This window comes from Mesorhizobium maamorense, from assembly GCF_044998965.1.
Classification (GTDB): Bacteria; Pseudomonadota; Alphaproteobacteria; order Rhizobiales; family Rhizobiaceae; genus Mesorhizobium.
The window spans coordinates 4,242,093-4,264,152 of the sequence record NZ_CP173356.1 but is presented as its reverse complement, the minus strand read 5'-3'; the positions used below and the strand labels follow the sequence as shown (position 1 = coordinate 4,264,152).

Sequence of the window (22,060 nt, the reverse complement as noted above, 5' to 3'; positions counted from 1 at the left end):
GACATGAGTTCAAGCAGCGAGCGCAAGCCCGAGATCAGTTTCGCCGATTTCGATCGTGTCGACATCCGCGCCGGCACGATCCTCGAGGCCGAACCGTTTCCGCAGGCACGCAAGCCGGCGTTCAAGCTCAAGATCGATTTCGGCCCCGAGATCGGGGTGAAGAAATCGTCGGCACAGATCACCAAATATTATACGCCCGAGACGCTGATCGGCCGGCAGGTGTTCGCGGTGGTCAATTTTCCGCCGCGCCAGATCGGGCCGTTCATGTCGGAAGTGCTGACGCTCGGCTTTCCCGACGAAGAGGGCGCCGTGGTGCTCGGCGCCATCGAGCGCAAGGTGCCGGACGGCGGGCGGCTGTTTTAGCCGAGAGGTAGCGTCAGGCCGCCAGTTTCCGCGTCGTGCCCAGCGCCTCCTGGACCGTATCGAGAAACATTTCCGCGCAGGCTTTCCAGCTGTAGCGCATAGCGCGTTCTCGCGCCTGGGCGCGGTCGACATCGAGGGCGGCGAGCGATGCCGCGCGCAGGTCGTTGGAGACCGCGCCGCCGAAGCCGTCGCCGACGATGTCGATCGGTCCCGTGACCGGAAAGGCGGCGACCGGCGTGCCGCTGGCCAGCGCTTCGATGATGACGTTGCCGAAAGTGTCGGTGCGGCTCGGAAAGACGAAAACGTCGGCCGAGGCGTAGATTTCGGCCAGTTCATCGTTGGGGCGGTGGCCAAGAAAATGCGCGGCGGGGTAGCGCGCCTTGAGCTTCGCCAGTTCCGGGCCCTCGCCGACAATCACCTTGCTGCCGGGCAGGTCGAGATCGAGGAAGGCGGAGAGGTTCTTCTCGATGGCGACGCGGCCGACACAGAGGAACAACGGGCCGGGGAAGCCGAGATCCTTCCTCTTGTCGGGCCGGAAATGATCGGTGTCGACGCCGCGCGTCCATGGCCTCAGCTTGTTGAAGCCGCGCGCTGCAAGATCATCCGCCAGCGACTGCGTCGCGACCAGCGTGCCTTGGCCGGAATTGTGGAAATCGCGCAGCCAGCGATAGGCCCAGCTTTCCGGCACCGGCAGCCGGGCGCTGAGATATTCAGGAAAGCGTGTGTGGTAGCTGGTGGTAAACGGCCGGCCGGCATTGCGGCAGTAGCGCCGCGCCATGATGCCGAGCGGACCTTCGGTGACGATGTGGATGTGGTCTGCCTTGTAGGCCTCGATCAGGCGCGCGACATGACCTGGCGTGGTCAACGCCAGGCGGATATCGGGATAGGTCGGCAAGGGCAAAGTGCGAAAGATGTTGGGCGTCTGGAAATCCACCGCGACATCGAACGATTTCAGTGTTTCGGTGAGCCGCTCCAGCGTGTGGACGACGCCATTGACCTGTGGGCGCCAGGCGTCGGTGACCATCAATATGCGCATGACGGGCCTTTGCTCGAAAGGTCGGCGGTTGCCTCGGCCCGATGCCCGGACGGCGACCAGCCTGCTGCCCTCGCTTCGCTCCAGCACACCCGGGCGGGTACGGGATCGAAGTCAGACGGCGGGCTCGAATCAAGTGAGGTCGCGCGCTTCATGCGCGCTCTTCAGCATGGTTTCATGACGCGCCAATGAAATCGGCCGAACATGACCTCGTCCGGAAACGGTTTCCGCTTCCCGCGATTGAATCCCTGTCAGGCCGGAACCTTGATCACGGCGCGCAAGCCGCCGAGCGGGCTGACGTCGAGCGTGATGTCGCCGCCATGGCTGCGGGCGATGTCGCGGGCGATCGACAGGCCGAGGCCAGTGCCGCTGGCATCGAGATTGCGGGCCTCGTCGAGCCGCATGAAGGGTTTGAACACCTCTTCGCGCTTTTCGGCCGGAATGCCTGGACCGTCATCGTCGATGGTGACGACGAGCGAGCCGCGGCCATGATTGGCGGCCACGTCCACCGTCTTGGCGTAGCGGAAGGCGTTGCCGATGACATTCGACATCAGCCTGGCGAAGGCGTTCGGCCGCACATGCACGGTCGGATCGCCGGAAAGCGTCGTCGACAATTTGCATTTGCGCAACCGAGCTTCCTCGCTCAGCTTCTGGAAATAGGCTTCGAGATCGAAGCGCCCGGTGTCTTCCGAGGCCTCGCCGCGGGCGAAGGCAAGATAGCCTTCGAGCATCGACTGCATGTCGTCGATGTCCTGGTTGAGCGCGGCCTTGGTCTCGGCCTTGCCGCCCGCCAGCGCCAGCTGCAGCTTGAAGCGGGTGAGGATGGTTCTGAGGTCATGGCTGACGCCGGTGAGCATGGCGGTGCGCTGTTCGATCTGGCGCTCGATGCGCTCGCGCATCTGGATGAAGGCAAAACCGGCGCGGCGGACCTCCTCCGCGCCGCGCGGGCGGAAATCACGCGGCATCGGCCGGCCCTTGCCGAAGCTTTCGGCGGCTTCGGCCAGCGTCAGGATCGGCCGGATCTGGTTGCGCAGGAAGGGAATAGCGATCATCAGCAGCACCAGCGAGGTACCGACCATCCAGATCAGGAAGATGTGCGTGTTCGAAGCATAGGCCTGGCTGCGGCGCACGAAGACGCGCAACACCTTGCCTTCGAGCTGGACGCGCACCTCGATGATGTTGGAATTGCCGACCGTGTCGATCCAGAACGGCCGGTTGATCTGGCGGGTGATCTCAGCGGAGAGAACGTCGTCGAGGATGGAGAAGAACGGCTTTGGCCCAGGCGGCGGCAGCGGGTCGGGCGGCAGGAGGTCGACCTTCAACTGCATACGGTCCTGGGCGATGCGGATGATGTTGGCGTAGTCGGCGTCGTGCGGATAGGTCTCGATCAGGTCGATGATGGCGGCGATGTCGCGCACGGTCGCCTGCGACAGGCGCTGCGTCACGGTCGCCCAATGCCGCTCCATGAAGACGAAAGCGACCACCGATTGCAGCAGGATCATCGGCGCGATGACGATGATCAGCGAGCGCGCGTAGAGGCGCTTGGGCATATAGAGCGAAACGAGGCGCCAGAACCGGTTCCAGACGCGCGGAACCCTCTTGAGCAGCCGGGTGGAGCGCATGCTCAAGCCGTCAGATTCCGGCTGTTCCAGTTCCGTGGTCGCCATTCACCTTTCGCTCGCTCCGTGGCCGTCAGGCAGGCCGAAGGCGGTAGTCTATTCGACGCTGAGCCGATACCCAATACCGCGGACCGTCTGCAGCCAGACCGGATTGGAGGGATCGCGCTCGATCTTGCGGCGCAGCCGATTGATCTGGACGTCGATGGTGCGCTCGCCGACATCCGATTCGTCGCCGACCAGTTCGTGGCGCGGGATGGTTTCGCCGGCGCGCGCGGCGAATATCGCCAGGATCTCCTGCTCGCGATCGGTCAGCTTCAGCGCCTCGCCGCCACGCTTCAATTCGCGCCTGGCGATCTGGAATGTGTAGGGACCGAAGACGAGCTGCTCCACCTTGGGCGTGGTCGCAGGGCCGCCGCGGCGCAGGATGTTGTTTATGCGCAGGATCAATTCGCGCGGATCGAAGGGCTTTGGCAGGTAATCGTCGGCGCCGGCCTCCAGGCCGGTGATGCGGCTGTCGGTTTCCGATAGCGCCGTCAGCATCAGGATCGGCACGTTCTTCTCGGCCCGCAGCGCCTTGGTCAGGTCGACGCCGTTTTCGCCGGGCATCATCACATCCAGCACAAGAAGATCGAAGTCGAGGCCGGCGAGCTTGCGCCGGGCTTCGCCCGAATTGCCGGCGACGGTGACGCGAAAACCGTTTTCGGTCAGATATTGCTTGAGCAGGTTGCGGATGCGGGTGTCGTCATCGACCACAAGCAGATGCGGCGCATCGTCGTCCGGTGCGGCCGCGTGATCAGCGCGTTCAGTGCTCTCCATGGCTTTTCCCTGACATTTTTGCGGACCCAACGTCGATCTGGGCTCTCAGTTCCGGATTGACCATTGCTTCGAGGAAGCGTTCCACCTGGGTCCGTTCGGCGGCTCCGGAATCTTCCAATGCAGCATGGATGCGGCGCGACTGTGGCCGTGCCAGCGCCAGCGCCAGCGCGCGGCCCTTGGCGGTCGGATACAGTTCGCGCTGGCGACGGTCGCGCGGCCCTTGCAACTGCACGACATGGTCGGTGTCGATCAGCTGCTTCAGCACGCGCGCCAGGCTCTGCTTGGTGATCTTCAAGACATCGAGCAGTTCGGCGACCGTCAGGCCCGGCCTGCGGTTGACGAAATGCAGCACCCTGTGGTGGGCGCGGCCGAAGCCATAGTCGGCCAGGATCTGATCGGGATCCGAGGTGAAATCGCGATAGGCGAAGAAAAACAGCTCGATGAGGGCGAAATCAATGCCATCCTCGATTGACATCGCGGTCCTGATCGGTGTCCCGGCTGCTCGGCTTCGATCCGTCATCTTTTCTCCATGGGCAGGGAAGATTATGTCAGTACTATTGACGTAATTTCCCTGCAATGGTAATTTTTGACAAGGTTTTGGGCGGATTGCGAACGAAAAGGCAAGGCAGGCCGGGTTTTCCGGAACTTCCTGAGTTTGCCAGAGCACGATTATCCGCCTACCTTTCTAGACAGCGGCAGGCGCCCCAACCAGATGGCGCGGCCGACAAGAGCACGCAACGAACAACGATATGCGGGCTGCCGCCCGCGGGAGGTTACCATGGCATCCGTTCCCTTTGATCAACTGGACGGCTTCATCTGGATGAATGGCGAGTTCGTGCAATGGGGCGAGGCCAAGATCCATGTGCTGACCCACGGCCTGCACTATGCCAGCGCGGTGTTCGAGGGCGAGCGCGCCTATGGTGGCGAGATCTTCAAGCTCAACGAGCATACCGAGCGCCTGCATGAATCGGCGCGGCTGCTCGGCTTCAAGATCCCCTATTCGGTGGCCGAGCTCAACGACGCCTCCAGCACCCTGCTGAAGAAGCAGGGCTTCAAGGATGCCTATGTCAGGCCGATCGCCTGGCGCGGCAGCGAGCAGATGGGCGTTTCGGCGCAGAACAACCGCATCAATTGCGCCATCGCCATCTGGCAGTGGCCTAGCTACTTCGATCCGGCGCAGAAGCTGAAAGGCATACGTCTCGATATGGCTGAATGGCGCCGGCCCGACCCGCGCACGGCGCCGTCCAAATCGAAGGCTGCAGGCCTCTATATGATCTGCACCATGTCCAAGCATGCCGCCGAGGCCAAGGGCTATGCCGACGCCATGATGCTCGACTGGCGCGGCCAGGTCGCGGAAGCCACCGGCGCCAACATCTTCTTCGTCAAGGACGGCAGGATCCACACGCCAAAGCCGGACTGCTTCCTCGACGGCATCACCCGCCGCACGGTCATCGGCCTCGCCAAGGACCGCGGCCTGGAGGTGGTGGAGCGCGCCATCATGCCGGAAGAACTCGAGGGCTTCGAGCAGTGCTTCCTGACTGGAACGGCAGCGGAAGTGACCCCGGTTTCGGAGATCGGGCCGTACCGATTCGAGGTCGGCGAGATCGCCAAGACTCTGATGAATGACTATTCTGCGGCCGTTCAGCCGAAGCACGCGATCGCCGCAGAATAACGAAAGTCACAGCTTTTCACGCAAGCAGGGGCGGTTTTCGGGCCGCCCCTTTTATTTCAGCGTTTCTGCATTTGACTTTCGCCGAATTCAGCGTCTCCATGATGGTGTCGGCCCGGGAGGCTGGCAGCTATGGAGGGACTGGTAAGATGGACATGAATACGCTTCTTCCGATCATCGTTCAGATCATTACAGGCATCATCGGTGGTCAGGCGGTCGGCGCGGCGATCAAGACGGCGGCGCTGGGGCAGCTTCCCAAGATCCTGGGCGGCGCCATTGGCGGCGTCGGCGGCGCGGCGATCCTCGGCAGCCTGCTCGGCGGCACAGTCGATCCGGCAGCGGCTGCGGCAGCGACGAGTGGTCTGGGCAGCGCGCTCAACCTGCAGAACATCGTCGGCGGCGCCGGCGGCGGCGCGATCCTGACCGGCATTATCGGCGCGGTCATGGGCGCCATGAAGAAGTAAGCCTGCGATCTCGGGCTGGCCAAATGGGCGGCTTCGGCCGCCCATTTCTGTTTCCAGAGCGCGCCGCATGAATGCGTTTCGACGCGACGCGCTTTGGAACGACCGATCCCAAGGGTGGACGCCCTTCGCTCGCGCCTCTACATCACGGCGTGAACATCGAAAGGACGATCATGGGTCAGCTCAATGCCGGCATCGTGCCGGTCACGCCTTTCCAGCAGAATTGCACGATCCTGTTCGACATGGACGACAAGCACGGTGTCGTCGTCGATCCGGGCGGCGATATCGACAAGGTGCTGGCGGCGCTGAAGGACAATGCGATATCGGCCGGCGCGATCTGGATCACGCATGGTCATATCGACCATGCCGGCGGCGCGATGGAGTTGAAGGAAGCGCTCGGCGTCGAGATCATCGGCCCGCACGAGGCCGACAGGATGTTGCTCGACAATCTCGAGAACCAGGGCGAGCGCTATGGCATTGCCGGCGTGCGCAACTGCGTGCCCGACCGGTTTCTCACCGAAGGCGAGACGGTCTCGTTCGGCTCGCATCTCTTCGAGGTGCTGCATTGCCCCGGCCACGCGCCCGGCCATGTCGTCTATTACAACCGCGCGGCCAAGTTCGCCCATGTCGGGGACGTGCTGTTTCGCGGCTCGATCGGGCGCACCGACCTGCCGGGCGGCGATCATGCGGCACTCATCGCCTCGATCAAGGACAAGCTTTTGCCGCTCGGCGACGACATCGGCTTCATCTGCGGCCACGGTCCGGGCGGGCGTTTCGGCGAGGAGCGGCGGAGCAATCCGTTTTTGACGTGAAGCGCGTCGCGCCGAAGCCGGTGCCGGCTTGACAAAAAAGCGCCGGCCTTGCGGTCAGCGCTTTTGTTGAGGCAGGGAAGCCCTTGATCAGTTAGCAGTGCAGAAATGCTGCTCGCCGTCATTGCCGGTGAAGGTGCCGGTGCGGGCGTTGAAGGTGCGGTACCGGTCGGAGCAATAGTCGTACCAGCCGCGCGTCCACGGTTCGGCATAGCGGTCGGCGTAGACCACTTGCGGTTCGGCATAGTAGCGGCGGACCGGCGCCGGGCGAATCCGCACATCGCGATCGTAATAGCCATCATCGTAGTAGTCGCGGGGCGGCGGCTGCTGGTTGGCCAACGCACCGCCGATCAGCGCGCCGGCCGCGAGGCCGAGGACGCCGGCGGCAATGGCATCGCCATGGTCATGATGGTGGCGGTGACGCCAATCGCCCGCATTGGCCGCGGGCAAGGCCGCGAACGTGGTGGCAACCACTGCGGCGGACAGCACGGCTGTCTTGAAAATTCGGTTCATGTCGATCTCCTTCGTGCCGGCCCGTAAGAATTCCGGGGATGCGGTCCGGCTTTACGAAAGATTAATATGAGACCGTGGCTGAACAGGGGCTGAACGAATTTTTGCCTGACCGGAGGGCACGGGCATCAACTATCGAACGCTCCAGGGAGCGAAGCTGTCCTGCCAGAACAGCCGCCGTTCCGGAGCAGGCTCAGCCGATCGACAGGTTGACGGCCTTGGGACCCTTGCCGCGCTTGTCAGGCTCGGTGTCGAATGTCACTTTCTGCCCATCCTCAAGACCGGGAAGACCCGACGCCTGCACGGCCGAAATATGAACGAAGACATCCTTCGCGCCATCATCCGGTGTGATGAAGCCGAACCCTTTGGCATGGTTGAAGAATTTGACGGTGCCGGTCTGCGGCATGGGAAGCTCCTTTGATCCCATAAACTCCAGTCTCGGGCCGGCAAATGCCCGAATGGAAATTTGTCCTTTATTTTAGCGTCATCGGCAAGAGAAAGTTTTGCGGGCACTTAAAGCGCGTCGCGCTTTAAGTTTTCATTATGATGCATGTCGTTGACCCGACACCGGATCCACTTTGGGGCGACAGCATTTTTGCTGCGCTGCGACATGAAAAAGGCGCGACGAAAATCGCCGCGCCTTCAAAATTCGTTTGCCTCTTCCGAAGTCATTCAAGCTTCGGAGCCTCAGTCGCACGGCCAGGAAGGGCGTGCTGCTGGCCGATGGCTCAGGCGGCGCGGAGGTTGACGGCCTTGGGGCCTTTGCCCATGCGATCCGGCTCGACGTCGAAGGTGACCTTCTGGCCGTCGACGAGCGTGCGCAGGCCCGAGGCCTCGATCGCGGAAATGTGGACGAATACGTCCTTGGCGCCACCGTCGGGCGTGATGAAACCGAAGCCTTTGGTCGCGTTGAAGAATTTAACGGTGCCGGTCTGGGCCATTGGGGAAACTCCTTCACCCGTTCAGTCTTGATGGTCCTGCCCGCCACCTCGCGTCGAGGGCAGTTCCCGGTGGTAGCTTTCGGCAGTCATGCATTGGCGCATGGTCAAACCCCCCGCCGAAAAACGGGGCCGTCAGAGATTCACAGTATCGGGGAAAGGTCGTCCAAAACGTTCCGCTCTCCGGGTCGCAAATGCCCGAACACGGAATTTATCGCACGGAAAAGTGAAGGTTGCAAGATAGCGCCGCGGGCCGCCCCCGATGGGCGCGTCCCGACGCATGAATCGACCAATCCGAGCATCGACGCGCCGCAAATAGGCCTCGTTGCCTGAGGGGTCATCGGCCACAGCCCCGTCACGCATGGGCCAGCGGCGGCGACGGCTGGCGGTGCGAGGCGCCGGGATAATCCAGGCGACGTTCTTTTTAGCAGCCGGCTGCAAACGAGGGTTGCAATCGGCGATGGAATGCGGAGGATCGCAACAGCGCGACTGGTTTGAGCCTTTGCTTCGTGAATATCATTGTCCCGAACAGCTGCGTATTTGGAGCGGCACGCAGCGAGGCGAGGATCGAGGGAGAGACGATCATGAGGTTTCTTGCGGCAATCTTCTCGCGACAGGGTTTTGTCGTCCTGTTCCTATCGGCTGTTCTTGCCGCCTGTACAGTGGTCGTCGACGACGGCCCGGGACCGCGGCCACGGCCGCCGCGGCCGGGACCGCAATTCTGCACCAAACAGTACGAGCCCGTCTGCGCCCGGCGCGGTGGCGACCGCCAGACCTTCGCCAATGCCTGTCTTGCCGACCGGGCGGGTTATGGCATCGTGCGCGACGGTCCCTGCCGTGACGGCGGCGAGGGTGGCGGCGAGCAGACCTTCTGCACCCGCGAATACGCGCCGGTCTGCGCCCGGCGCGGCGGCGAGTTGCGAACCTTCCCCAACGCCTGCGAGGCACGCGCCGCCGACTACCGCATCGTTGGCGGGGGGCGCTGCTGAAAGGCCGGGTGTTCGTCTTTTCCGCACTTTGGGAAACGCGGATGCCGTCTAAAACAAATTTCGGGGACGTGTGACGGTCACAACGCGGATGGATAGGCGCCGTCGGCCGGCCCGGAGTAAAGCTCGCTGCCGTGCTCATCGCAGATGCGCACGCGGTCGGGGATTTGCGGCATTGCGAGCGTATGGAAGAGCGCGGTGGCGCCCTGCCAGGCTGCGCGCAGGGTAGGGGCTTCCAGCGACACCTTGTCGAGCGTCGCTTCCTCGGCTTCGCGCGATCGGTAAAACTCGATGACGAAATTCAAGGACGCCTCCATGATGCGTTGTTCCGCCAGGGAGATTCTCCGGCAGGAGATTCTGCGGCAGGGATGGGCGCGGAAGAAGTCGTCCGCGATCAGCTCTTCGATTTCGGCTTCAGGCCGCTCTCGGCCTGCTTGACCGACGAGCCGAACGGGGAGGCGGGCTTGGCCACCACCTTATCCTTCTTGGGCTTGCGTGTTTCGCGGTTGCTGCGCTGTTGACCCTTGGCCATCTTGTCTGCTCCTCGTGCTGGTGGTCTGGCGTCGCCGGGGTCTCAGACCGCCGGATCGTTGCCAACGATCGGATTGTCGGTACCAATCGGATTGTCGGCTGGTTCGAGATTGTCTTCCGTGGTGACCCGCTCGTGGGTCTCCTGCTCGCTGCGGATGCGGTACTGCGGGGAGCCGTCCTTGACCGGCAGCCTGCTCTTGATCTCGAACAGCTCCGCAGTCTTGTTGAGGAGCCCTGTGCGGCTCTTCATGCGCACGGTCTGGCCGACCGCGAAGAGATGCGAGGGCGTGTCGGTGCGCGGACGCGCATTCTGCTGGAAACGGATCATGCTGCATTCTCCCTGTCGCGCTTCAGCGCTGTTTCGAGGTCCAGGTAATCGATGGCGACGAGTTGACTGGTGGTCGGGTTTTTCACCGCTCTTGCCGGCAAATGGATGAAGGTGGCGACGCGGCGCCAGGCAAGCCGCGACATGCCCTCGATCAGCTCTTCGTCGTGATCGATGTCGTAGTCGCCCGCCGGCAGTTGCCCTTCCAGCCCGCCGAGTACGAAAGGAGCCATGAAATGTGCGACGGAATGGGTCGTGCGGTCCGGCATTGTCCTGCCTTGATGTTTTAAGCCCTGTGGCGACATGCGAGGCGGAGAGCCTCAAAGCAAAAAAGCGGGGACGAGCCCCGCTTTCCTATTTCCGGCAATCGCTGGAAATAAGCCATTTTCGAGAGCTGCCAGTACATCCGTGGTCAGCGGTCATCGAATTCGGCCGGATCAGATCAGTTGCAAATTGGCGGCCGACTCGCGGCCCTTGGCATCACGCTCCAACTCGAATTGCAGCTTCTGGCCTTCGGCGAGGCCAGGAAAGCCCGCGCGTTCCAATGCGCTGACGTGGACGAAAACGTCCTTGCCGCCGTCGGTTGGTTGAATGAAGCCAAAACCCTTCTGGCCATTGTAGAATTTCACGGTTCCGGTGTTCATGGGTGTCTTTCGAAGAATGAGAACGGTCGCGGAGCAAATGCGCCGCGCTGCCGATATCGATGATTTGGAGTGAGATTGGCGGGTCGAGAACCTCTGACGCCGCGAAATGCCAATTCTGGCCCAAACGCTCGTATATATCTAGCTCGACTTTGCATGGTTTTCAAGAAGATTTGGAAAAATAAGTAAGCCAAAGGAAAAAGATTGCTGCGTTCATTTGAAAAACTCTGCTATGGTTTGATGATATTTTCCAAAATTTCTCAAAAAATCATTTCGGGGTCCACTCCCGAAATTTGCGTTTTATTTCTCCAAAAAGGACAAAAACCATGGTTTCTGCGAGAAGCTCAAGAGGTAATACCACAGCGATCAACCCGCCCATCAGGCCGGCCACCGCATATGCCGTCGCCATCGGGCGTACCGGCAAACCTATGATCGTCAAGTCGGCGCGGCTGACCATCAGAAGCGACGAGGCTGAAAGGCGGACGATCGCCGATACTGACGGAACGGTTCGGCGCGCCAGGCAGACGGCCGAGACCAACCGGCTGATTTGATCTTGTCCGCGCCGATGGCAAGCGCAAGAAACCAAGCAAAGCCTTGAACCCGCCGCGCCAATGGCCTAGATCGCGGCAGGCGGACAAACACGGCAGGTTTCCCATTAACAGAGATCAGAGACGAGCGGCGGGTGCTGGCGCCAACTCCGGCTCGGGCGGACAGCCGCCGTCGAGTCTCGACCAGCATGTGCAGAGGGCGCTGCAACTGCATCAGGCGGGGCGGCGGCAAGAGGCCGAGGCGCTCTATCGGCAAGTGCTGACGCACAAGGTCAACCATGCGGCGGCTGCGCATTTTCTCGGTCTTTTGCTGCACCAGACCGGGCGCAGCGCCGAGGGGCTCGGTCTCCTCGAGCAATCGGTGCGCTTGCAGCCGAAGAATCCGGATTTCCTCAACAACCTCGGCACGGTGATGCGCGATCTCGGCCGTGTCGGGGCGGCCGCCGACTTCTTCCGCGGCGCGGTGGCGCTGCGGCCGGACCAGCTCGCGGCGCGCGACAATCTCGGCTCGTCACTGAAACAGCTTGGCCAGTTCGAGGGCGCCGAGGAGATCTATCGCGGCACGGTCGCGCGCAATCCCTTCCATTTCCGCGCCCGCATCGGGCTTGCCGAAACCTTGCAGGAAGCGGGGCGCCTGGACGAGGCGCTGGCCGTCTTTCGCGAGGCGCTGTCGATCCGTCCGAAGGACGCCGAACTGCTGCACGGGCTGGGCGTCGGGTTGATGGAAAAAGGCGAGCTCGACGAGGCGGCCGACCTGTTCCGGCAGGCGCTGGCGGCCGATCCCGGCATGGCGCGCGCCTGGCTGATGCTGACGCAGGTCAAGCGCCAGAAGGAGCGCGATCCCGAATTGGCCGGGATGGAGGCCCAGCACGCCAAGGCGCTGCCGGACAGCCTGGCGCGCATGCAGCTTGCCTTCGGCCTCGGCAAGGTCAACGACGATCTGAAGGATTATAGCAGAGCCTTCGACTATTTCGCCGAAGGCAATGCCATCCGCCGCAAAGGCATCGACTACGACGCGGAAAAGACACGCGCCGAATTCGAGGCTATGAAAACGGTGTTCGACAGGGATTTCTTCCAGAAGCACAGGCCGAGCGCGATCTCCGACGATACGCCGATCTTCGTCGTCGGCATGCCTCGTTCGGGCACGACCCTGGTCGAGCAGATCATCGCCAGCCATCCGCAGGTCTACGGCGCCGGCGAGCTCGGCATCCTGAAGACGGCGGTCGGCAGGCAGTTCCCGGCGACCATGCCCGGCGGCTTCCCCTGGGGCGTTTCGGATGCGCCCGATACGGATTTTGCCGAGGCGGGACGCGCCTATCTCGACATGCTGCATGCCCGCTATCCGCACATGCGCCACGTCACCGACAAGATGCCGGGCAACTTCCTGCTTGTCGGCTTCATCCACATGATGATGCCAAAGGCCAGGATCATCCATTGCGCCCGCGATGCGGCGGCAACCTGCCTTTCGATCTACAAGGTGCATTTCCGCGGCGACAGCCACCGCTACGGCTATGATCTGGGCGAACTCGCCGATTTCCACAATCTCTACACGGACATCATGGCGCATTGGCACAAGGTGCTGCCTGGCGTCGTGCACGATGTGCGCTACGAGGATTTCGTCGCCGACCAGGAAGGCCAGAGCCGGGCGCTGATCGACTATCTCGGGCTGCCATGGGACGATGCCGTGCTGTCGTTCCACCAGACCGACCGGCCGGTGCGCACGGCTTCCGCCGCGCAGGTGCGCCAGCCGATGTATCAAGGCTCGGTCGACCTGTGGAAGCGCTACGGCGACAGGCTGAAGCCCCTGCTGGACAGACTGGCTTAATGCGGCGCGGCATTTCCGGCGGAGCGCTCCCGCTCCGCCCAAGTGCGTTGCCTACAATTCCATGAACGTCTGGAACCCGCCGAAGATCATGCGCTTGCCGTCGAACGGCATTTTCGACATATCCGGCTGCAATCGTGGATCGGCCATCACCTTGGCCATGACCGCGTCGCGGTCCTGCCTGGATTTGTAGACGACCCAGGAAAAGATGACGACTTCGTCGTCCTTGGCCTGCACGGCGCGTGGAAACGACGTGACCTCGCCATAAGGCACATCGTCGCCGACGCACTCGACATAGGCGAGCGCGCCGTGTTCCTTCCAGACGGCGCCGGCGGTGTTGGCCAGCTTCTTGTAATCGTCGAGTTTTGCCTTTGGCACGGCAAGCACGAAACCGTCGACATAGGACATGGCAATCTCCTTGTTTGCTGCATCCGGCGCCGGGCCGGCAGGGATGCGACCCGGGGCAGGTGGGCGCGCACTTCTCGCCGAGAGTGCTGACGCCCGCTATCGAATTGCGACGGTTATTGCTCCACTGGAGCGTTCATCGCCCATGCGACTCCGAAAGGGTCCTTCACCTGGCCCCAGCGGTCGCCCCAGAACATCACCTGCAGCGGCGTCACGATCTCGCAGCCGGCGTCGACCGCGCGCTGCCACCAGCCGTCGATCTCGTCGCTGCCGAGATGAAGCTGGAGCGTATAGCCCTGCGGCGCCTGGTGCGGGTGGCCGTGCTCGGGATAGGCGTCGCCCAACATCAGCGTCGAGCCGTTGATGTGGAGGTGGACATGCATCGTGCGGCCTTTTTCGTCCGCGGGGTAGGCAAAGACCTGTTCGGCGCCGAACGCCTTCTGGTAGAATTCGGCAGCCTTGAAGGCGCCGTCCACCTGCAGATAGGGGGTCAATCCGCCGAGCACTTTCGCCTTGGGCTGCACAGGGGTCTGGTCGGTCATTGCGTGTTCCTCTTCACGTTTGATTTGGCCTTGCGGACCATAGGACGCGCGAGGTGACGGCGGTCCTACATGGGCTTGAAATTTTTCTCGAGGGCCGGGCCCGGACTGGCCGGGCGACCGGAGAACTCAAGCGATAGACGCATGGCTCGGCCGCTCATATGACCTTGGCCGAGACGGCGGCTGAGCGGCGGCTGTTCTGCGCGTCGAAGAGTTCTGGAAAGCCAACGTCCTTGCGCAGTTCGGCGGGGAGCGAAAGCAGGATGCGCTCGCTACGATGGCGGGCACGCGCCGCCGCATATCGGGTTGCGATGCGGCCGATGGAGGAAAGGACGGACATGATGCATTCTCCCTGGGTTGGCGCCGGCATCATCGTGTCGGCATCCCAAGGACGAGGCAGGTTCAGGCGATCCGACAGGTCGTCGTTTTTTTCTCGCAGCGTTTAATTTCTCATTCGAGCGCCACGGCCTACGCGACCTTGAGCGTCGGAATAGCCGAAACATCCACCTCACGTTCGGCATGCCAGGCATCGAAAGCTGCCTGCATGCGAAGCCAGATCGCGGCTCCATCGCCGAACAGCTTCCCAAGGCGGGCGGCCACAGCCGGTGAAACCGGCTTCTTTTCGCGGATGATGTCATAGAGCTGCTGCCGGGAGATGCCGAGCAGCTTTGCAATTTCCACCTTGGTCTTTCCAGTTGCCGGGATAATGTCCTCAAGCAGCGCTCCCGGGTGGGAGGGACAGCGCTCGATAGGACGCGTCGGCTCGTGCACGCTCATAGATCGAACTTCTCCAATCTGGCCGCCTCAGCGGTATTGCTCGAAGTCGACGCGGGCGTCCTTGCCGTCGAATTCAAACGTGATGCACCACGGGCCGTTGACGTGGACCGTGTAACGGATGGGATCGAAGCCTCTCAGCGCATGGAAGGCAAAGCCAGGAAGGTTCATCTCCTCGGGCTTTTCTGAAGCTTCCAGGCGGTCAAGCCGGACAAGAACGCGCTTGTGCATCTTGGCGTCGATCTTGCCGGTTTTCCCGGTTTGAAAGAGCTCTGACAGGGCCTTGTTCCTGAAAGACTTGATCATGAGGTATGTAAACAGATCGCTTACAAGATTCAAGGACCTGTAAGCGGATAATTTACAATCCGATCTATCCCGCCCCTTCAGCCACTGAGCGGAAGAACTCCTCGGGATCGTCGACTTCGATCAGCCGCCGCCTCTCGATCAGCCAGAAGCGGTTGCCGATGGCACGGATGAAGGAGCGATCGTGCGAGGCGAGCACGCAGCTTGCCTGGTGCTTGAGCAATTCCTCCTCCAGCGCTTCCTGGCCGTCGATGTCGAGATGGTTGGTCGGCTCGTCGAGCAGATAAAAATTCGGATTGGCGAGCCTCAGCGCCAGCATCATCAGCCGCGCCTTCTGGCCGCCGGACAGCACACTGATCCTGCGCTCCTGCATCTCGATGCCGACGCCGGCGCCGGCAAGCAGAGAGCGGGCGCGCTGTTCGCCGACATCGTAACGGCGCGACACCATCGCCAGTGGCGTATCGTCGCCGCCGATGCCGGACAGGGCCTGGTCGCTGTAGCCGAGCACCGTCGACGGCGTCACCTTCACGTTCTGAACCGTGTCGGGTTCGATAATGGCGTTGCGGATCAGCGTGACGAAGCGCGACTTGCCAACGCCGTTGCGGCCAAGCAGCACGATGCGGTCGCCCTGGCAGATGTGGCGCTTGCCGGTCCTGAACAAGAGCGTGCCGTCGGGCGTTTCCACCGCCGCGTCGTCGAGCGTGATCAGCACCTTGGCGTGCGTGCCGCGATTGGCCAGCCGGATCGCCCCCGCCGATTTCTCGTGATGCGCCGGGGCCGCCGCGTCCTCAAGTCGCTCCGCGCGCTGCTTGAGCTGCTTGGTCTTGACCGTGAGAAGGTCGCTGCCCGAATTGATGCCGATATTGTTGAGCTTGGCAGCCTGGCGTCGCAATTGCTGCGCCACCTTCATGTCGCGCTGGAATTTTCGCTCGGTCGAGGCATCGACCTCATCGAGGGCCTGCCGGGCGCGGGAGTAGGGAAGGGAAAACACCGGCGACTGGTCCGGGCGCAGGAACAACGTGCGGTTGGTGGCGGCGTCGAGAAAGGCGCGGTCGTGGCTGGCGATCACCACCGGCACCTCTCGCGGTAGCGCGTTCAGCCAAGTTTCGAGCTGGCTGATGCGGGCAAGGTCGAGATGGTTAGTCGGTTCGTCGAGCAGCAGCATGTCGGGATCGGTGACCCAGACACGCGCGATCAGTGCCAGCCTCTGCCAGCCGCCGCTCAGCGCCTGCATCTCTCGCTCGCGCATCGCCTCAGGAACGTCGAGCGAATCCAGCACCACATTGACACGCCATAGTTCGCTTTCGGCTTGCTCGGGCGGCAAAGCGTCAGCCACCACCTGATGAAAGCTGCGGCCAAGCAGGGCAGCAGGAACGGACTGCTCGACATGGCCGACGCGCAAGCCGCGCGTGCGGGTAATGTCGCCGGAGGTCGGCTCCATCTCGCCGGCCAGGCATTTGAGCAAGGTCGACTTGCCGCGACCATTGGCGGCAACGATGCCGAGCCGGTCGCCGCTGCCGATGGTGAGGTCGAGATTGGAAAAGAGCGGCGCACTCATCGTGACGCCGAGGGATTTGAGGCTGATCAGGGCCATGTCGATTTCTCTGGTCTATCCGGAAAGTCCGGCTCAATGCACTTTGTCAGTGCGCAAGCGGCCATCAGGCTCGGCAATGCGCACCACGAAGGGCAGACCAAAAAATCGAAGCGGGAAAAACCCGGACCGTCCCTGGTCAGCCCTGCAAGCAAGCTCGCAGGGCGGAAATCGGGCCACGCTGACGATGGTGATCGATAAACACGCAGCCCTCCTTTCAAGACGTTTGGGTGTGGGGACTGAGTACACCAAAGGTCATGCGCTGGGCAAGAGGAGGGTAGCGTCGAGCGGGGCGCTGAAGCTGCCAATCTCCCCACTCGCGGGGGAGATGTCCGGTCCACCCTCCGCAGCTGCAGCGCAGCTGCTGTGGAGGACGGGCAGGACAGAGGGGGCGCCGTCCCGCCGGCCTTTCGAACGAACTACTTTCCGGGCCGTCCTGTCTTCGCGGGCCGGCGCTTTTCGCGGCGGGCGTCGCCGGGGTCTTCATAAGAACCAATGCCGGCGCGTTGGCGCACGACGGGTTTGTCCTCGCGTTCCTTCGCGCCCCCGTCTGTCCTGCCGGCCCCAACAACGGGAGAGATCGGCTGAGGCTTCGCCGGCACTTTTCCCTCGACCGGTTTCTCGGTGCGGCGCACGGTCATCTCGTCGAGAGAGTTTTTCTTGAACAGCGGTTTGGTCGGCTCGCCGGGAATGCCGAAATCCGAGCCGTGTGCTTCGGACGCCGATTGTTTCTTGAACAGCGAGCGCGACACGGCACCGGCCGGCGTCGGCATGTCGGTGCCTGGGCCCATGTCGTCGATCGACGGTTTGGCGAACAGGGGCTTCTTCACCGGCACCGCGCCATCGGCGCCCATCTCGTCGAGATCGGGCTTGCGGAAGAGATTGGGCCGGGCAGCCTTGGCTGCCTCTTCGGCGGCGCGTGCTTCGTCGAGCTTGCGGAACCGCTCCTGTTCCTCCGATGTACGATGCCTGGCCACGCCCTTGTTGTGCTTGCCTTTTTCGCGGCCCGAGACCGGGCTTTCCATATCGGCGTATTTGGCCAGCGGATCATCGGAGATCGACATCTCCATCTCACGCAGCCGCTTGATCTCGTCGCGAATGCGGGCCGCCTTCTCGAAATCGAGGTTGGCGGCGGCGTCGCGCATCTGCTTCTCCAGCGCGTCCAGATGGGCCTTGAGGTTGTTGCCCATCATGGCGCCGGCGCTGTCGGTGAACTGCGAGATATCGGCGCGGACATGGTCCTTCTCGTAGACCGAATCCAGAATGTCCGAGATGCGCGACTTGACCGATTCCGGCGTGATGCCGTTGGCGGCGTTCCACTCCATCTGCTTTTCGCGACGGCGATTGGTCTCGGCCATGGCGCGTTCCATCGAGCCGGTGACCTGGTCGGCATAGAGGATGACCTTGCCGTCGACATTGCGGGCGGCGCGGCCGATGGTCTGGATCAGCGACGTCTCCGAGCGCAAAAAACCTTCCTTGTCGGCGTCGAGTATGGCGACGAAGCCGCATTCGGGGATGTCGAGGCCTTCGCGCAAAAGGTTGATGCCGACCAGCACGTCGAAGGCGCCGAGGCGCAAATCGCGCAGGATTTCGATACGCTCCAGCGTGTCGATGTCGGAGTGCATGTAGCGCACGCGCACGCCTTGCTCGTGCAGATATTCGGTGAGGTCCTCGGCCATGCGCTTGGTCAGCACGGTGACCAGCGTGCGGTAGCCGGCCTTGGTCGTCTCGCGGATCTCCCCGACGACGTCGTCGACCTGGGTCTTGGCCGGGCGCACCTCGACCGGGGGGTCGATGAGGCCGGTCGGTCGGATGACCTGCTCGGCGAATACGCCGCCGGACTGCTCCATCTCCCAGCCGCCGGGCGTTGCCGAGACAGCGACCGAGAGCGGGCGCATGGCGTCCCATTCCTCGAAGCGCAGCGGCCGGTTGTCCATGCAGGAAGGCAGGCGGAAGCCGTATTCGGCAAGCGTCGCCTTGCGCCTGAAGTCGCCGCGATACATGCCGCCGATCTGCGGCACGGTGACGTGGCTTTCGTCGATGAAGACCAGCGCGTTGTCGGGAATATATTCGAACAGGGTCGGCGGCGGATCGCCCGGCTGGCGGCCGGTGAGATAGCGCGAATAGTTCTCGATGCCGGCGCAGGAGCCGGTGGCTTCCAGCATTTCCAGGTCGAAGCGGGTGCGCTGTTCCAGACGCTGCGCCTCCAGCAGGCGGCCGGCGCGCTCGAGCTCGACCAGACGGTGCTTGAGCTCTTCCTTGATCGACTTGATGGCCTGGTTCAGCGTCGGGCGCGGCGTCACATAGTGCGAATTGGCGTAGATCTTGACGCTTTTCAGCTCGCCCGTCTTCTGGCCGGTCAGCGGGTCGAATTCGGTGATCGCCTCGATTTCGTCGCCGAACATGGAGATGCGCCAGGCGCGATCCTCAAGGTGGGCCGGGAAGATCTCGATCGTGTCGCCGCGCACGCGGAAGGAGCCGCGCACGAAATTGATGTCCTGGCGCTTGTATTGCTGGGCGACGAGGTCGGCGAGCAGAGCGCGCTGGTCGAGCCGGTCGCCGATCTGCATCTGGAAGGTCATGGCGGTATAGGTCTCGACCGAGCCGATACCGTAGATGCAGGAGACCGAAGCGACGATGATGACGTCGTCGCGTTCGAGCAGCGAGCGCGTCGCCGAGTGGCGCATGCGGTCGATCTGCTCGTTGATGGAGGATTCCTTCTCGATGAAGGTGTCGGTGCGCGGAACGTAGGCTTCCGGCTGGTAATAGTCGTAGTAGGAGACGAAATACTCCACCGCATTGTCGGGGAAGAATTTCTTGAACTCGGAATAAAGCTGCGCCGCCAGCGTCTTGTTCGGCGCCAGGATCAAGGCGGGACGCTGCGTCTCCTCGATCACCTTGGCCATGGTGAAGGTCTTGCCCGAGCCGGTGACGCCGAGCAGCACCTGCGTGCGGTCGTTGTTTTGGACGCCCTCGACCAGGTCCTTGATGGCGGTCGGCTGGTCGCCGGCCGGCTCGAAATCCGACACCATCTTGATGGTGATCCCGCCCTCGGACTTTTCCGGCCGGGCAGGCCGGTGCGGCGTCCACAGCACGCCGTCCTTGTGCAGCGGATTGCCCGATTCAATCAATGCCGAGAGAGCCGCCACCGTCGCGGTGACGCCGCTCGACGTCATCGTCTCGGCTTCCTCGAGCGAGACGTCGAGGCCAGCGACAGGATTGAGGCCGGCGGCCGCGCGCTCGCGGGCTGTCGCCGCGCCGCCCATCGAGGTGCCACGCGCCGTGCGCCCGGGCGCCGCGGAGCGCTCGGGGATCTTCTTCGATGGCTTCGGCGACTTGCCGCCGTCCTTGCCGGCCTGGCGCCCTTCGCGTTCGGCTTCCTGCTCGATCTGCTCGGCCCAGTCCGCGACCGAACCGGTGAGCGGCGTGCCCGACAGTTCGGGCTGCGGCATCTCGGCGAAGCCGCCTTTGTGCAGCGGTTCCGAGGCGTCGAGGAAATCGGTCAGCGGGCTGCGCCGCTTGGGCGCGGCGCGGTCGTCATTCGCCGTCGGCGGCGTTCTCTTTTCGGTGGATTTGGCCATGTCCGGAATATGGGAGGTCTCGGCGAAAATGGAAAGAGCGCGATCAGCCGAGGCGCACCACCAGATGCGGCTCCTGACAGAAGGCTGTCAGGAGGAGGCAAGTGCCGGTGATGCCTGCCTATTGCGGTCAGGCGCCGCGTGCGTTGTCCGCCACGCGTGTCGGCGATCCGTTCAGGCGCGGCACCACGACGAGGCGCTTGATTTTGCCCTTCTTGAAGGCGGCGAGGAAGCGCGCATAGTCCTTGAAGGCGACGCATCCACTGGACTGTGCGTAGCGGCCCCGAAGCAGGTAGGTGTGGGCCAGCAGCCCGTCGCGGTTGTATTTATTGCGGCCATCGACGGGTGTCAGACGCAAAGCCTCGACACCATGAAAGCGCGACTCGCGCAAGGACAGATTGTAGGTGTTGGGCGGTGTCGGTCCGCGGTTCTTCTGATCGGCATAGCGCGGCTGGTCCGCCATGGCGCCGATGCCCGAATGCGCTTCGAGCCTCGAACCGTCGGGCATGTAGACGGTCTTGGCGCTGATGTCATAGATGGCGACACCGCTGCCGGCTCCGCTCCTGGAGCCGCCCGGCGCGTTGAACAGGTTCCTGAACGCCTGGCCGAGGCCGCCCGAAGGCGTGTCTGGCTTCGCATAGGCCAACGCGTCGCCGCCATCCGCCGGCCGGCCCTGCCGGGCCGGCTTTGCCGGCTGGGCTTGCTGGACCGGCTTTGTCTGAGGTGCCGGCTTCTGCTGCACGATCTTGGGCTGTTGGGCCGGCTTCTCCTGCTCCACGGACTTCAACGGCTCCGGCGCGTCGAATTGCGGCCGACGGGTCGGCAGCGGCACGTCATCGGTGAGCGCGTCGGGCAAGGCCGCGGCATCGCCCGGCTGTTCCTGCTGGGTTTCGACAGGCGAAACCGCGACATCGGCCGAAGAGTCCGTCATCGGCAATGGCGAGGCGAATGCCTCGTCCTCGACAGGCAGCGAGCGGGCAAGCGCGAGGGCCAGTTGCGAATTGTCCGGCGTGCCGGCATCCGGCTGGGCAAAATGCATCGGCTGCGGCGCTGTCTGGACAACCGCCGAGCCGGTGTCGATCCGGGCGAAGCGCTCCGCCGCGGGTGCCGGCAAGTCTTCAGACAGGCTGGCGACGAGCTTGGCGCCCGGCACCAGCGATGCCTCGGCGACCTGTGGAGCGGAGGTCGAGATGATAGGACGGGCGGGTGCGCCGGCCGCGGTCACGGGCTTGGCCGCGTTGGCGAAGGCGGCGGCGAGCTTGCTTGGCGAGAGAGATGCTTCCATGCGCTCGAAGCGCTCCTGCGAGGTCGTCTTGGCGACCGGGACAGGGTGTGCTGTGGACGCGGCCACGAGGCGCGCCGACTTTTCCGCCCGGGGGGCGAGGGCGGCCAGCCTGAAGCATCCGGAGCCGCATTGCACGGCGTGGTTCTGCAGCGCCTGAGTGCCGCCATCGGCGTTGGCCAGTGCGAATGGCGCAGCGGGCATCAGGAAATGCTGTTTCAGCGGATCGGCAAGAGCGAGCGAGCCCGGCATGGCCAGCCTCTGCGGCAGGACACTCGACGTCGACGACAGCGAAGCGCCGACTGAGCTCAGACCAGCCATTGTACCGACCAGCCACAGGCCAACGGCAGCGCTGACGCCGGGCACGGCGACCCAGCGGACGATCCGCTTAGAGTTGAAGGATGAGGCACGTGACGCGTTGTCGGCAGCTTCGCCGTCCCAACGCCTGTCCCCGACAATTTTCTTACTCAAGAACGCCATTCAACCAATCTTGCTCCAATCGGCTCCCACGTCCGCG

27 protein-coding genes are annotated in these 22,060 nt (G+C 63.3%); 6 read left to right on the top strand and 21 right to left on the bottom strand.

The annotated features are described in order from the left end of the window. The first annotated feature begins 3 nt into the window (after positions 1–3). On the top strand, positions 4–363 hold the full coding sequence (locus ACIU1A_RS21300; RefSeq protein WP_140567062.1) for a tRNA-binding protein: 360 nt from the start codon (positions 4–6) through the stop codon (positions 361–363). 13 nt (positions 364–376) lie between these two features. Here ACIU1A_RS21300 and ACIU1A_RS21295 read toward each other — a convergent pair whose 3' ends face one another. The 4 genes from ACIU1A_RS21295 to ACIU1A_RS21280 form a co-directional block, all read right to left on the bottom strand. Continuing rightward, a complete protein-coding gene (locus ACIU1A_RS21295; RefSeq protein ID WP_404925212.1) occupies positions 377–1,399 on the bottom strand; it encodes a glycosyltransferase family 4 protein in 1,023 nt (340 codons plus the stop codon). A gap of 248 nt (positions 1,400–1,647) precedes the next feature. Further along, positions 1,648–3,063, bottom strand: a complete 1,416-nt coding sequence (locus ACIU1A_RS21290) for an ATP-binding protein (protein WP_140516876.1) — start codon at positions 3,061–3,063, stop codon at positions 1,648–1,650. 48 nt (positions 3,064–3,111) lie between these two features. Then, on the bottom strand, positions 3,112–3,831 hold the full coding sequence (locus ACIU1A_RS21285; RefSeq protein WP_140496007.1) for a response regulator: 720 nt from the start codon (positions 3,829–3,831) through the stop codon (positions 3,112–3,114). Further along, entirely contained in the window at positions 3,818–4,351 is a 534-nt protein-coding gene (locus ACIU1A_RS21280; RefSeq protein WP_181165219.1) for a MarR family winged helix-turn-helix transcriptional regulator, read from the bottom strand. Before ACIU1A_RS21280 ends, ACIU1A_RS21285 begins: the two co-directional genes overlap by 14 nt. Before the next feature lie 258 nt (positions 4,352–4,609). Here ACIU1A_RS21280 and ACIU1A_RS21275 point away from each other — a divergent pair, with 258 nt between their 5' ends. The 3 genes from ACIU1A_RS21275 to ACIU1A_RS21265 all read left to right on the top strand — a co-directional run bounded on the left by ACIU1A_RS21275 (position 4,610) and on the right by ACIU1A_RS21265 (position 6,773). Further along, positions 4,610–5,503 (top strand): branched-chain amino acid aminotransferase, encoded by an 894-nt coding sequence (locus ACIU1A_RS21275; RefSeq protein ID WP_140496006.1) that lies wholly within the window; start codon positions 4,610–4,612, stop codon positions 5,501–5,503. A gap of 146 nt (positions 5,504–5,649) precedes the next feature. Further along, entirely contained in the window at positions 5,650–5,964 is a 315-nt protein-coding gene (locus ACIU1A_RS21270; protein ID WP_140496005.1) for a hypothetical protein, read from the top strand. Between the two features lie 170 nt (positions 5,965–6,134). Continuing rightward, complete coding sequence (locus tag ACIU1A_RS21265; protein ID WP_140496004.1) at positions 6,135–6,773, top strand: MBL fold metallo-hydrolase; 639 nt, start codon at positions 6,135–6,137, stop codon at positions 6,771–6,773. 87 nt (positions 6,774–6,860) lie between these two features. Here ACIU1A_RS21265 and ACIU1A_RS21260 read toward each other — a convergent pair whose 3' ends face one another. From ACIU1A_RS21260 to ACIU1A_RS21250, 3 genes are all read right to left on the bottom strand, one after another. Continuing rightward, positions 6,861–7,283, bottom strand: a complete 423-nt coding sequence (locus ACIU1A_RS21260; protein ID WP_140516874.1) for a BA14K family protein — start codon at positions 7,281–7,283, stop codon at positions 6,861–6,863. Positions 7,284–7,473: 190 nt separating this feature from the next. Continuing rightward, entirely contained in the window at positions 7,474–7,686 is a 213-nt protein-coding gene (locus tag ACIU1A_RS21255; RefSeq protein ID WP_006202521.1) for a cold-shock protein, read from the bottom strand. 322 nt (positions 7,687–8,008) lie between these two features. Further along, positions 8,009–8,221, bottom strand: a complete 213-nt coding sequence (locus ACIU1A_RS21250; RefSeq protein ID WP_006202520.1) for a cold-shock protein — start codon at positions 8,219–8,221, stop codon at positions 8,009–8,011. 581 nt (positions 8,222–8,802) lie between these two features. Between ACIU1A_RS21250 and ACIU1A_RS21245 the strand changes: the two genes are divergently transcribed. Then, positions 8,803–9,207, top strand: coding sequence for a Kazal-type serine protease inhibitor (locus ACIU1A_RS21245; protein ID WP_140496002.1), 405 nt, complete (start codon positions 8,803–8,805; stop codon positions 9,205–9,207). Between the two features lie 77 nt (positions 9,208–9,284). Here ACIU1A_RS21245 and ACIU1A_RS21240 read toward each other — a convergent pair whose 3' ends face one another. From ACIU1A_RS21240 to ACIU1A_RS21215, 6 genes are all read right to left on the bottom strand, one after another. Further along, positions 9,285–9,509: a hypothetical protein gene (locus ACIU1A_RS21240; protein WP_140496001.1), complete on the bottom strand. Its 225-nt coding sequence runs from the start codon at positions 9,507–9,509 to the stop codon at positions 9,285–9,287. Positions 9,510–9,598: 89 nt separating this feature from the next. Continuing rightward, complete coding sequence (locus tag ACIU1A_RS21235) at positions 9,599–9,736, bottom strand: hypothetical protein (RefSeq protein WP_181165218.1); 138 nt, start codon at positions 9,734–9,736, stop codon at positions 9,599–9,601. Between the two features lie 42 nt (positions 9,737–9,778). Further along, the gene (locus ACIU1A_RS21230; protein WP_140560619.1) at positions 9,779–10,063 is read right to left on the bottom strand and encodes a hypothetical protein; all 285 of its coding nucleotides are present in this window, start codon (positions 10,061–10,063) and stop codon (positions 9,779–9,781) included. Beyond that, positions 10,060–10,329 (bottom strand): hypothetical protein, encoded by a 270-nt coding sequence (locus tag ACIU1A_RS21225; protein WP_140516870.1) that lies wholly within the window; start codon positions 10,327–10,329, stop codon positions 10,060–10,062. Before ACIU1A_RS21225 ends, ACIU1A_RS21230 begins: the two co-directional genes overlap by 4 nt. A 168-nt stretch (positions 10,330–10,497) precedes the next feature. Further along, positions 10,498–10,704: a cold-shock protein gene (locus tag ACIU1A_RS21220; RefSeq protein WP_140495998.1), complete on the bottom strand. Its 207-nt coding sequence runs from the start codon at positions 10,702–10,704 to the stop codon at positions 10,498–10,500. 265 nt (positions 10,705–10,969) lie between these two features. After that, the gene (locus ACIU1A_RS21215; protein ID WP_404925211.1) at positions 10,970–11,239 is read right to left on the bottom strand and encodes a hypothetical protein; all 270 of its coding nucleotides are present in this window, start codon (positions 11,237–11,239) and stop codon (positions 10,970–10,972) included. Between the two features lie 200 nt (positions 11,240–11,439). Here ACIU1A_RS21215 and ACIU1A_RS21210 point away from each other — a divergent pair, with 200 nt between their 5' ends. Next, entirely contained in the window at positions 11,440–13,074 is a 1,635-nt protein-coding gene (locus tag ACIU1A_RS21210) for a tetratricopeptide repeat-containing sulfotransferase family protein (protein WP_404925210.1), read from the top strand. 51 nt (positions 13,075–13,125) lie between these two features. On the opposite strand, the gene ACIU1A_RS21205 is transcribed toward ACIU1A_RS21210, so the two are convergent. The 8 genes from ACIU1A_RS21205 to ACIU1A_RS21170 all read right to left on the bottom strand — a co-directional run bounded on the left by ACIU1A_RS21205 (position 13,126) and on the right by ACIU1A_RS21170 (position 22,023). Beyond that, on the bottom strand, positions 13,126–13,479 hold the full coding sequence (locus ACIU1A_RS21205; protein ID WP_140560622.1) for a DUF1428 domain-containing protein: 354 nt from the start codon (positions 13,477–13,479) through the stop codon (positions 13,126–13,128). A gap of 113 nt (positions 13,480–13,592) precedes the next feature. After that, positions 13,593–14,018: a glyoxalase/bleomycin resistance/extradiol dioxygenase family protein gene (locus ACIU1A_RS21200; protein WP_140495994.1), complete on the bottom strand. Its 426-nt coding sequence runs from the start codon at positions 14,016–14,018 to the stop codon at positions 13,593–13,595. Positions 14,019–14,172: 154 nt separating this feature from the next. Beyond that, positions 14,173–14,355 carry a hypothetical protein gene (locus ACIU1A_RS21195; RefSeq protein WP_140556066.1) on the bottom strand — a complete coding sequence of 61 codons (183 nt, stop codon included), beginning with the start codon at positions 14,353–14,355 and terminating at the stop codon, positions 14,173–14,175. A gap of 128 nt (positions 14,356–14,483) precedes the next feature. Next, positions 14,484–14,792, bottom strand: coding sequence for a HigA family addiction module antitoxin (locus tag ACIU1A_RS21190; RefSeq protein WP_140516860.1), 309 nt, complete (start codon positions 14,790–14,792; stop codon positions 14,484–14,486). A gap of 27 nt (positions 14,793–14,819) precedes the next feature. Beyond that, positions 14,820–15,095, bottom strand: coding sequence for a type II toxin-antitoxin system RelE/ParE family toxin (locus ACIU1A_RS21185; RefSeq protein WP_140560712.1), 276 nt, complete (start codon positions 15,093–15,095; stop codon positions 14,820–14,822). 64 nt (positions 15,096–15,159) lie between these two features. Continuing rightward, positions 15,160–16,686, bottom strand: a complete 1,527-nt coding sequence (locus ACIU1A_RS21180) for an ABC-F family ATP-binding cassette domain-containing protein (protein ID WP_404925209.1) — start codon at positions 16,684–16,686, stop codon at positions 15,160–15,162. Positions 16,687–17,102: 416 nt separating this feature from the next. Beyond that, positions 17,103–20,264, bottom strand: coding sequence for an excinuclease ABC subunit UvrB (uvrB, locus tag ACIU1A_RS21175; protein WP_140516856.1), 3,162 nt, complete (start codon positions 20,262–20,264; stop codon positions 17,103–17,105). Positions 20,265–20,391: 127 nt separating this feature from the next. Next, positions 20,392–22,023 carry a tlde1 domain-containing protein gene (locus ACIU1A_RS21170; protein WP_404925208.1) on the bottom strand — a complete coding sequence of 544 codons (1,632 nt, stop codon included), beginning with the start codon at positions 22,021–22,023 and terminating at the stop codon, positions 20,392–20,394. Positions 22,024–22,060: the final 37 nt, after the last annotated feature.

What these genes read in the sequence shown, in the direction of transcription:
- ACIU1A_RS21285 (WP_140496007.1), bottom strand. Translation starts at nt 3,831, where the DNA reads ATGGAGAGCACTGAACGCGCTGATCACGCGGCCGCACCGGACGACGAT.
- uvrB (WP_140516856.1), bottom strand. Translation starts at nt 20,264, where the DNA reads ATGGCCAAATCCACCGAAAAGAGAACGCCGCCGACGGCGAATGACGAC.
- ACIU1A_RS21280 (WP_181165219.1), bottom strand. Translation starts at nt 4,351, where the DNA reads ATGACGGATCGAAGCCGAGCAGCCGGGACACCGATCAGGACCGCGATG.
- ACIU1A_RS21235 (WP_181165218.1), bottom strand. Translation starts at nt 9,736, where the DNA reads ATGGCCAAGGGTCAACAGCGCAGCAACCGCGAAACACGCAAGCCCAAG.
- ACIU1A_RS21255 (WP_006202521.1), bottom strand. Translation starts at nt 7,686, where the DNA reads ATGCCGCAGACCGGCACCGTCAAATTCTTCAACCATGCCAAAGGGTTC.
- ACIU1A_RS21245 (WP_140496002.1), top strand. Translation starts at nt 8,803, where the DNA reads ATGAGGTTTCTTGCGGCAATCTTCTCGCGACAGGGTTTTGTCGTCCTG.
- ACIU1A_RS21185 (WP_140560712.1), bottom strand. Translation starts at nt 15,095, where the DNA reads ATGATCAAGTCTTTCAGGAACAAGGCCCTGTCAGAGCTCTTTCAAACC.
- ACIU1A_RS21180 (WP_404925209.1), bottom strand. Translation starts at nt 16,686, where the DNA reads ATGGCCCTGATCAGCCTCAAATCCCTCGGCGTCACGATGAGTGCGCCG.
- ACIU1A_RS21220 (WP_140495998.1), bottom strand. Translation starts at nt 10,704, where the DNA reads ATGAACACCGGAACCGTGAAATTCTACAATGGCCAGAAGGGTTTTGGC.
- ACIU1A_RS21260 (WP_140516874.1), bottom strand. Translation starts at nt 7,283, where the DNA reads ATGAACCGAATTTTCAAGACAGCCGTGCTGTCCGCCGCAGTGGTTGCC.
- ACIU1A_RS21195 (WP_140556066.1), bottom strand. Translation starts at nt 14,355, where the DNA reads ATGTCCGTCCTTTCCTCCATCGGCCGCATCGCAACCCGATATGCGGCG.
- ACIU1A_RS21290 (WP_140516876.1), bottom strand. Translation starts at nt 3,063, where the DNA reads ATGGCGACCACGGAACTGGAACAGCCGGAATCTGACGGCTTGAGCATG.
- ACIU1A_RS21170 (WP_404925208.1), bottom strand. Translation starts at nt 22,023, where the DNA reads ATGGCGTTCTTGAGTAAGAAAATTGTCGGGGACAGGCGTTGGGACGGC.
- ACIU1A_RS21300 (WP_140567062.1), top strand. Translation starts at nt 4, where the DNA reads ATGAGTTCAAGCAGCGAGCGCAAGCCCGAGATCAGTTTCGCCGATTTC.
- ACIU1A_RS21190 (WP_140516860.1), bottom strand. Translation starts at nt 14,792, where the DNA reads ATGAGCGTGCACGAGCCGACGCGTCCTATCGAGCGCTGTCCCTCCCAC.
- ACIU1A_RS21205 (WP_140560622.1), bottom strand. Translation starts at nt 13,479, where the DNA reads ATGTCCTATGTCGACGGTTTCGTGCTTGCCGTGCCAAAGGCAAAACTC.
- ACIU1A_RS21270 (WP_140496005.1), top strand. Translation starts at nt 5,650, where the DNA reads ATGGACATGAATACGCTTCTTCCGATCATCGTTCAGATCATTACAGGC.
- ACIU1A_RS21225 (WP_140516870.1), bottom strand. Translation starts at nt 10,329, where the DNA reads ATGCCGGACCGCACGACCCATTCCGTCGCACATTTCATGGCTCCTTTC.
- ACIU1A_RS21275 (WP_140496006.1), top strand. Translation starts at nt 4,610, where the DNA reads ATGGCATCCGTTCCCTTTGATCAACTGGACGGCTTCATCTGGATGAAT.
- ACIU1A_RS21230 (WP_140560619.1), bottom strand. Translation starts at nt 10,063, where the DNA reads ATGATCCGTTTCCAGCAGAATGCGCGTCCGCGCACCGACACGCCCTCG.
- ACIU1A_RS21295 (WP_404925212.1), bottom strand. Translation starts at nt 1,399, where the DNA reads ATGCGCATATTGATGGTCACCGACGCCTGGCGCCCACAGGTCAATGGC.
- ACIU1A_RS21200 (WP_140495994.1), bottom strand. Translation starts at nt 14,018, where the DNA reads ATGACCGACCAGACCCCTGTGCAGCCCAAGGCGAAAGTGCTCGGCGGA.
- ACIU1A_RS21265 (WP_140496004.1), top strand. Translation starts at nt 6,135, where the DNA reads ATGGGTCAGCTCAATGCCGGCATCGTGCCGGTCACGCCTTTCCAGCAG.
- ACIU1A_RS21250 (WP_006202520.1), bottom strand. Translation starts at nt 8,221, where the DNA reads ATGGCCCAGACCGGCACCGTTAAATTCTTCAACGCGACCAAAGGCTTC.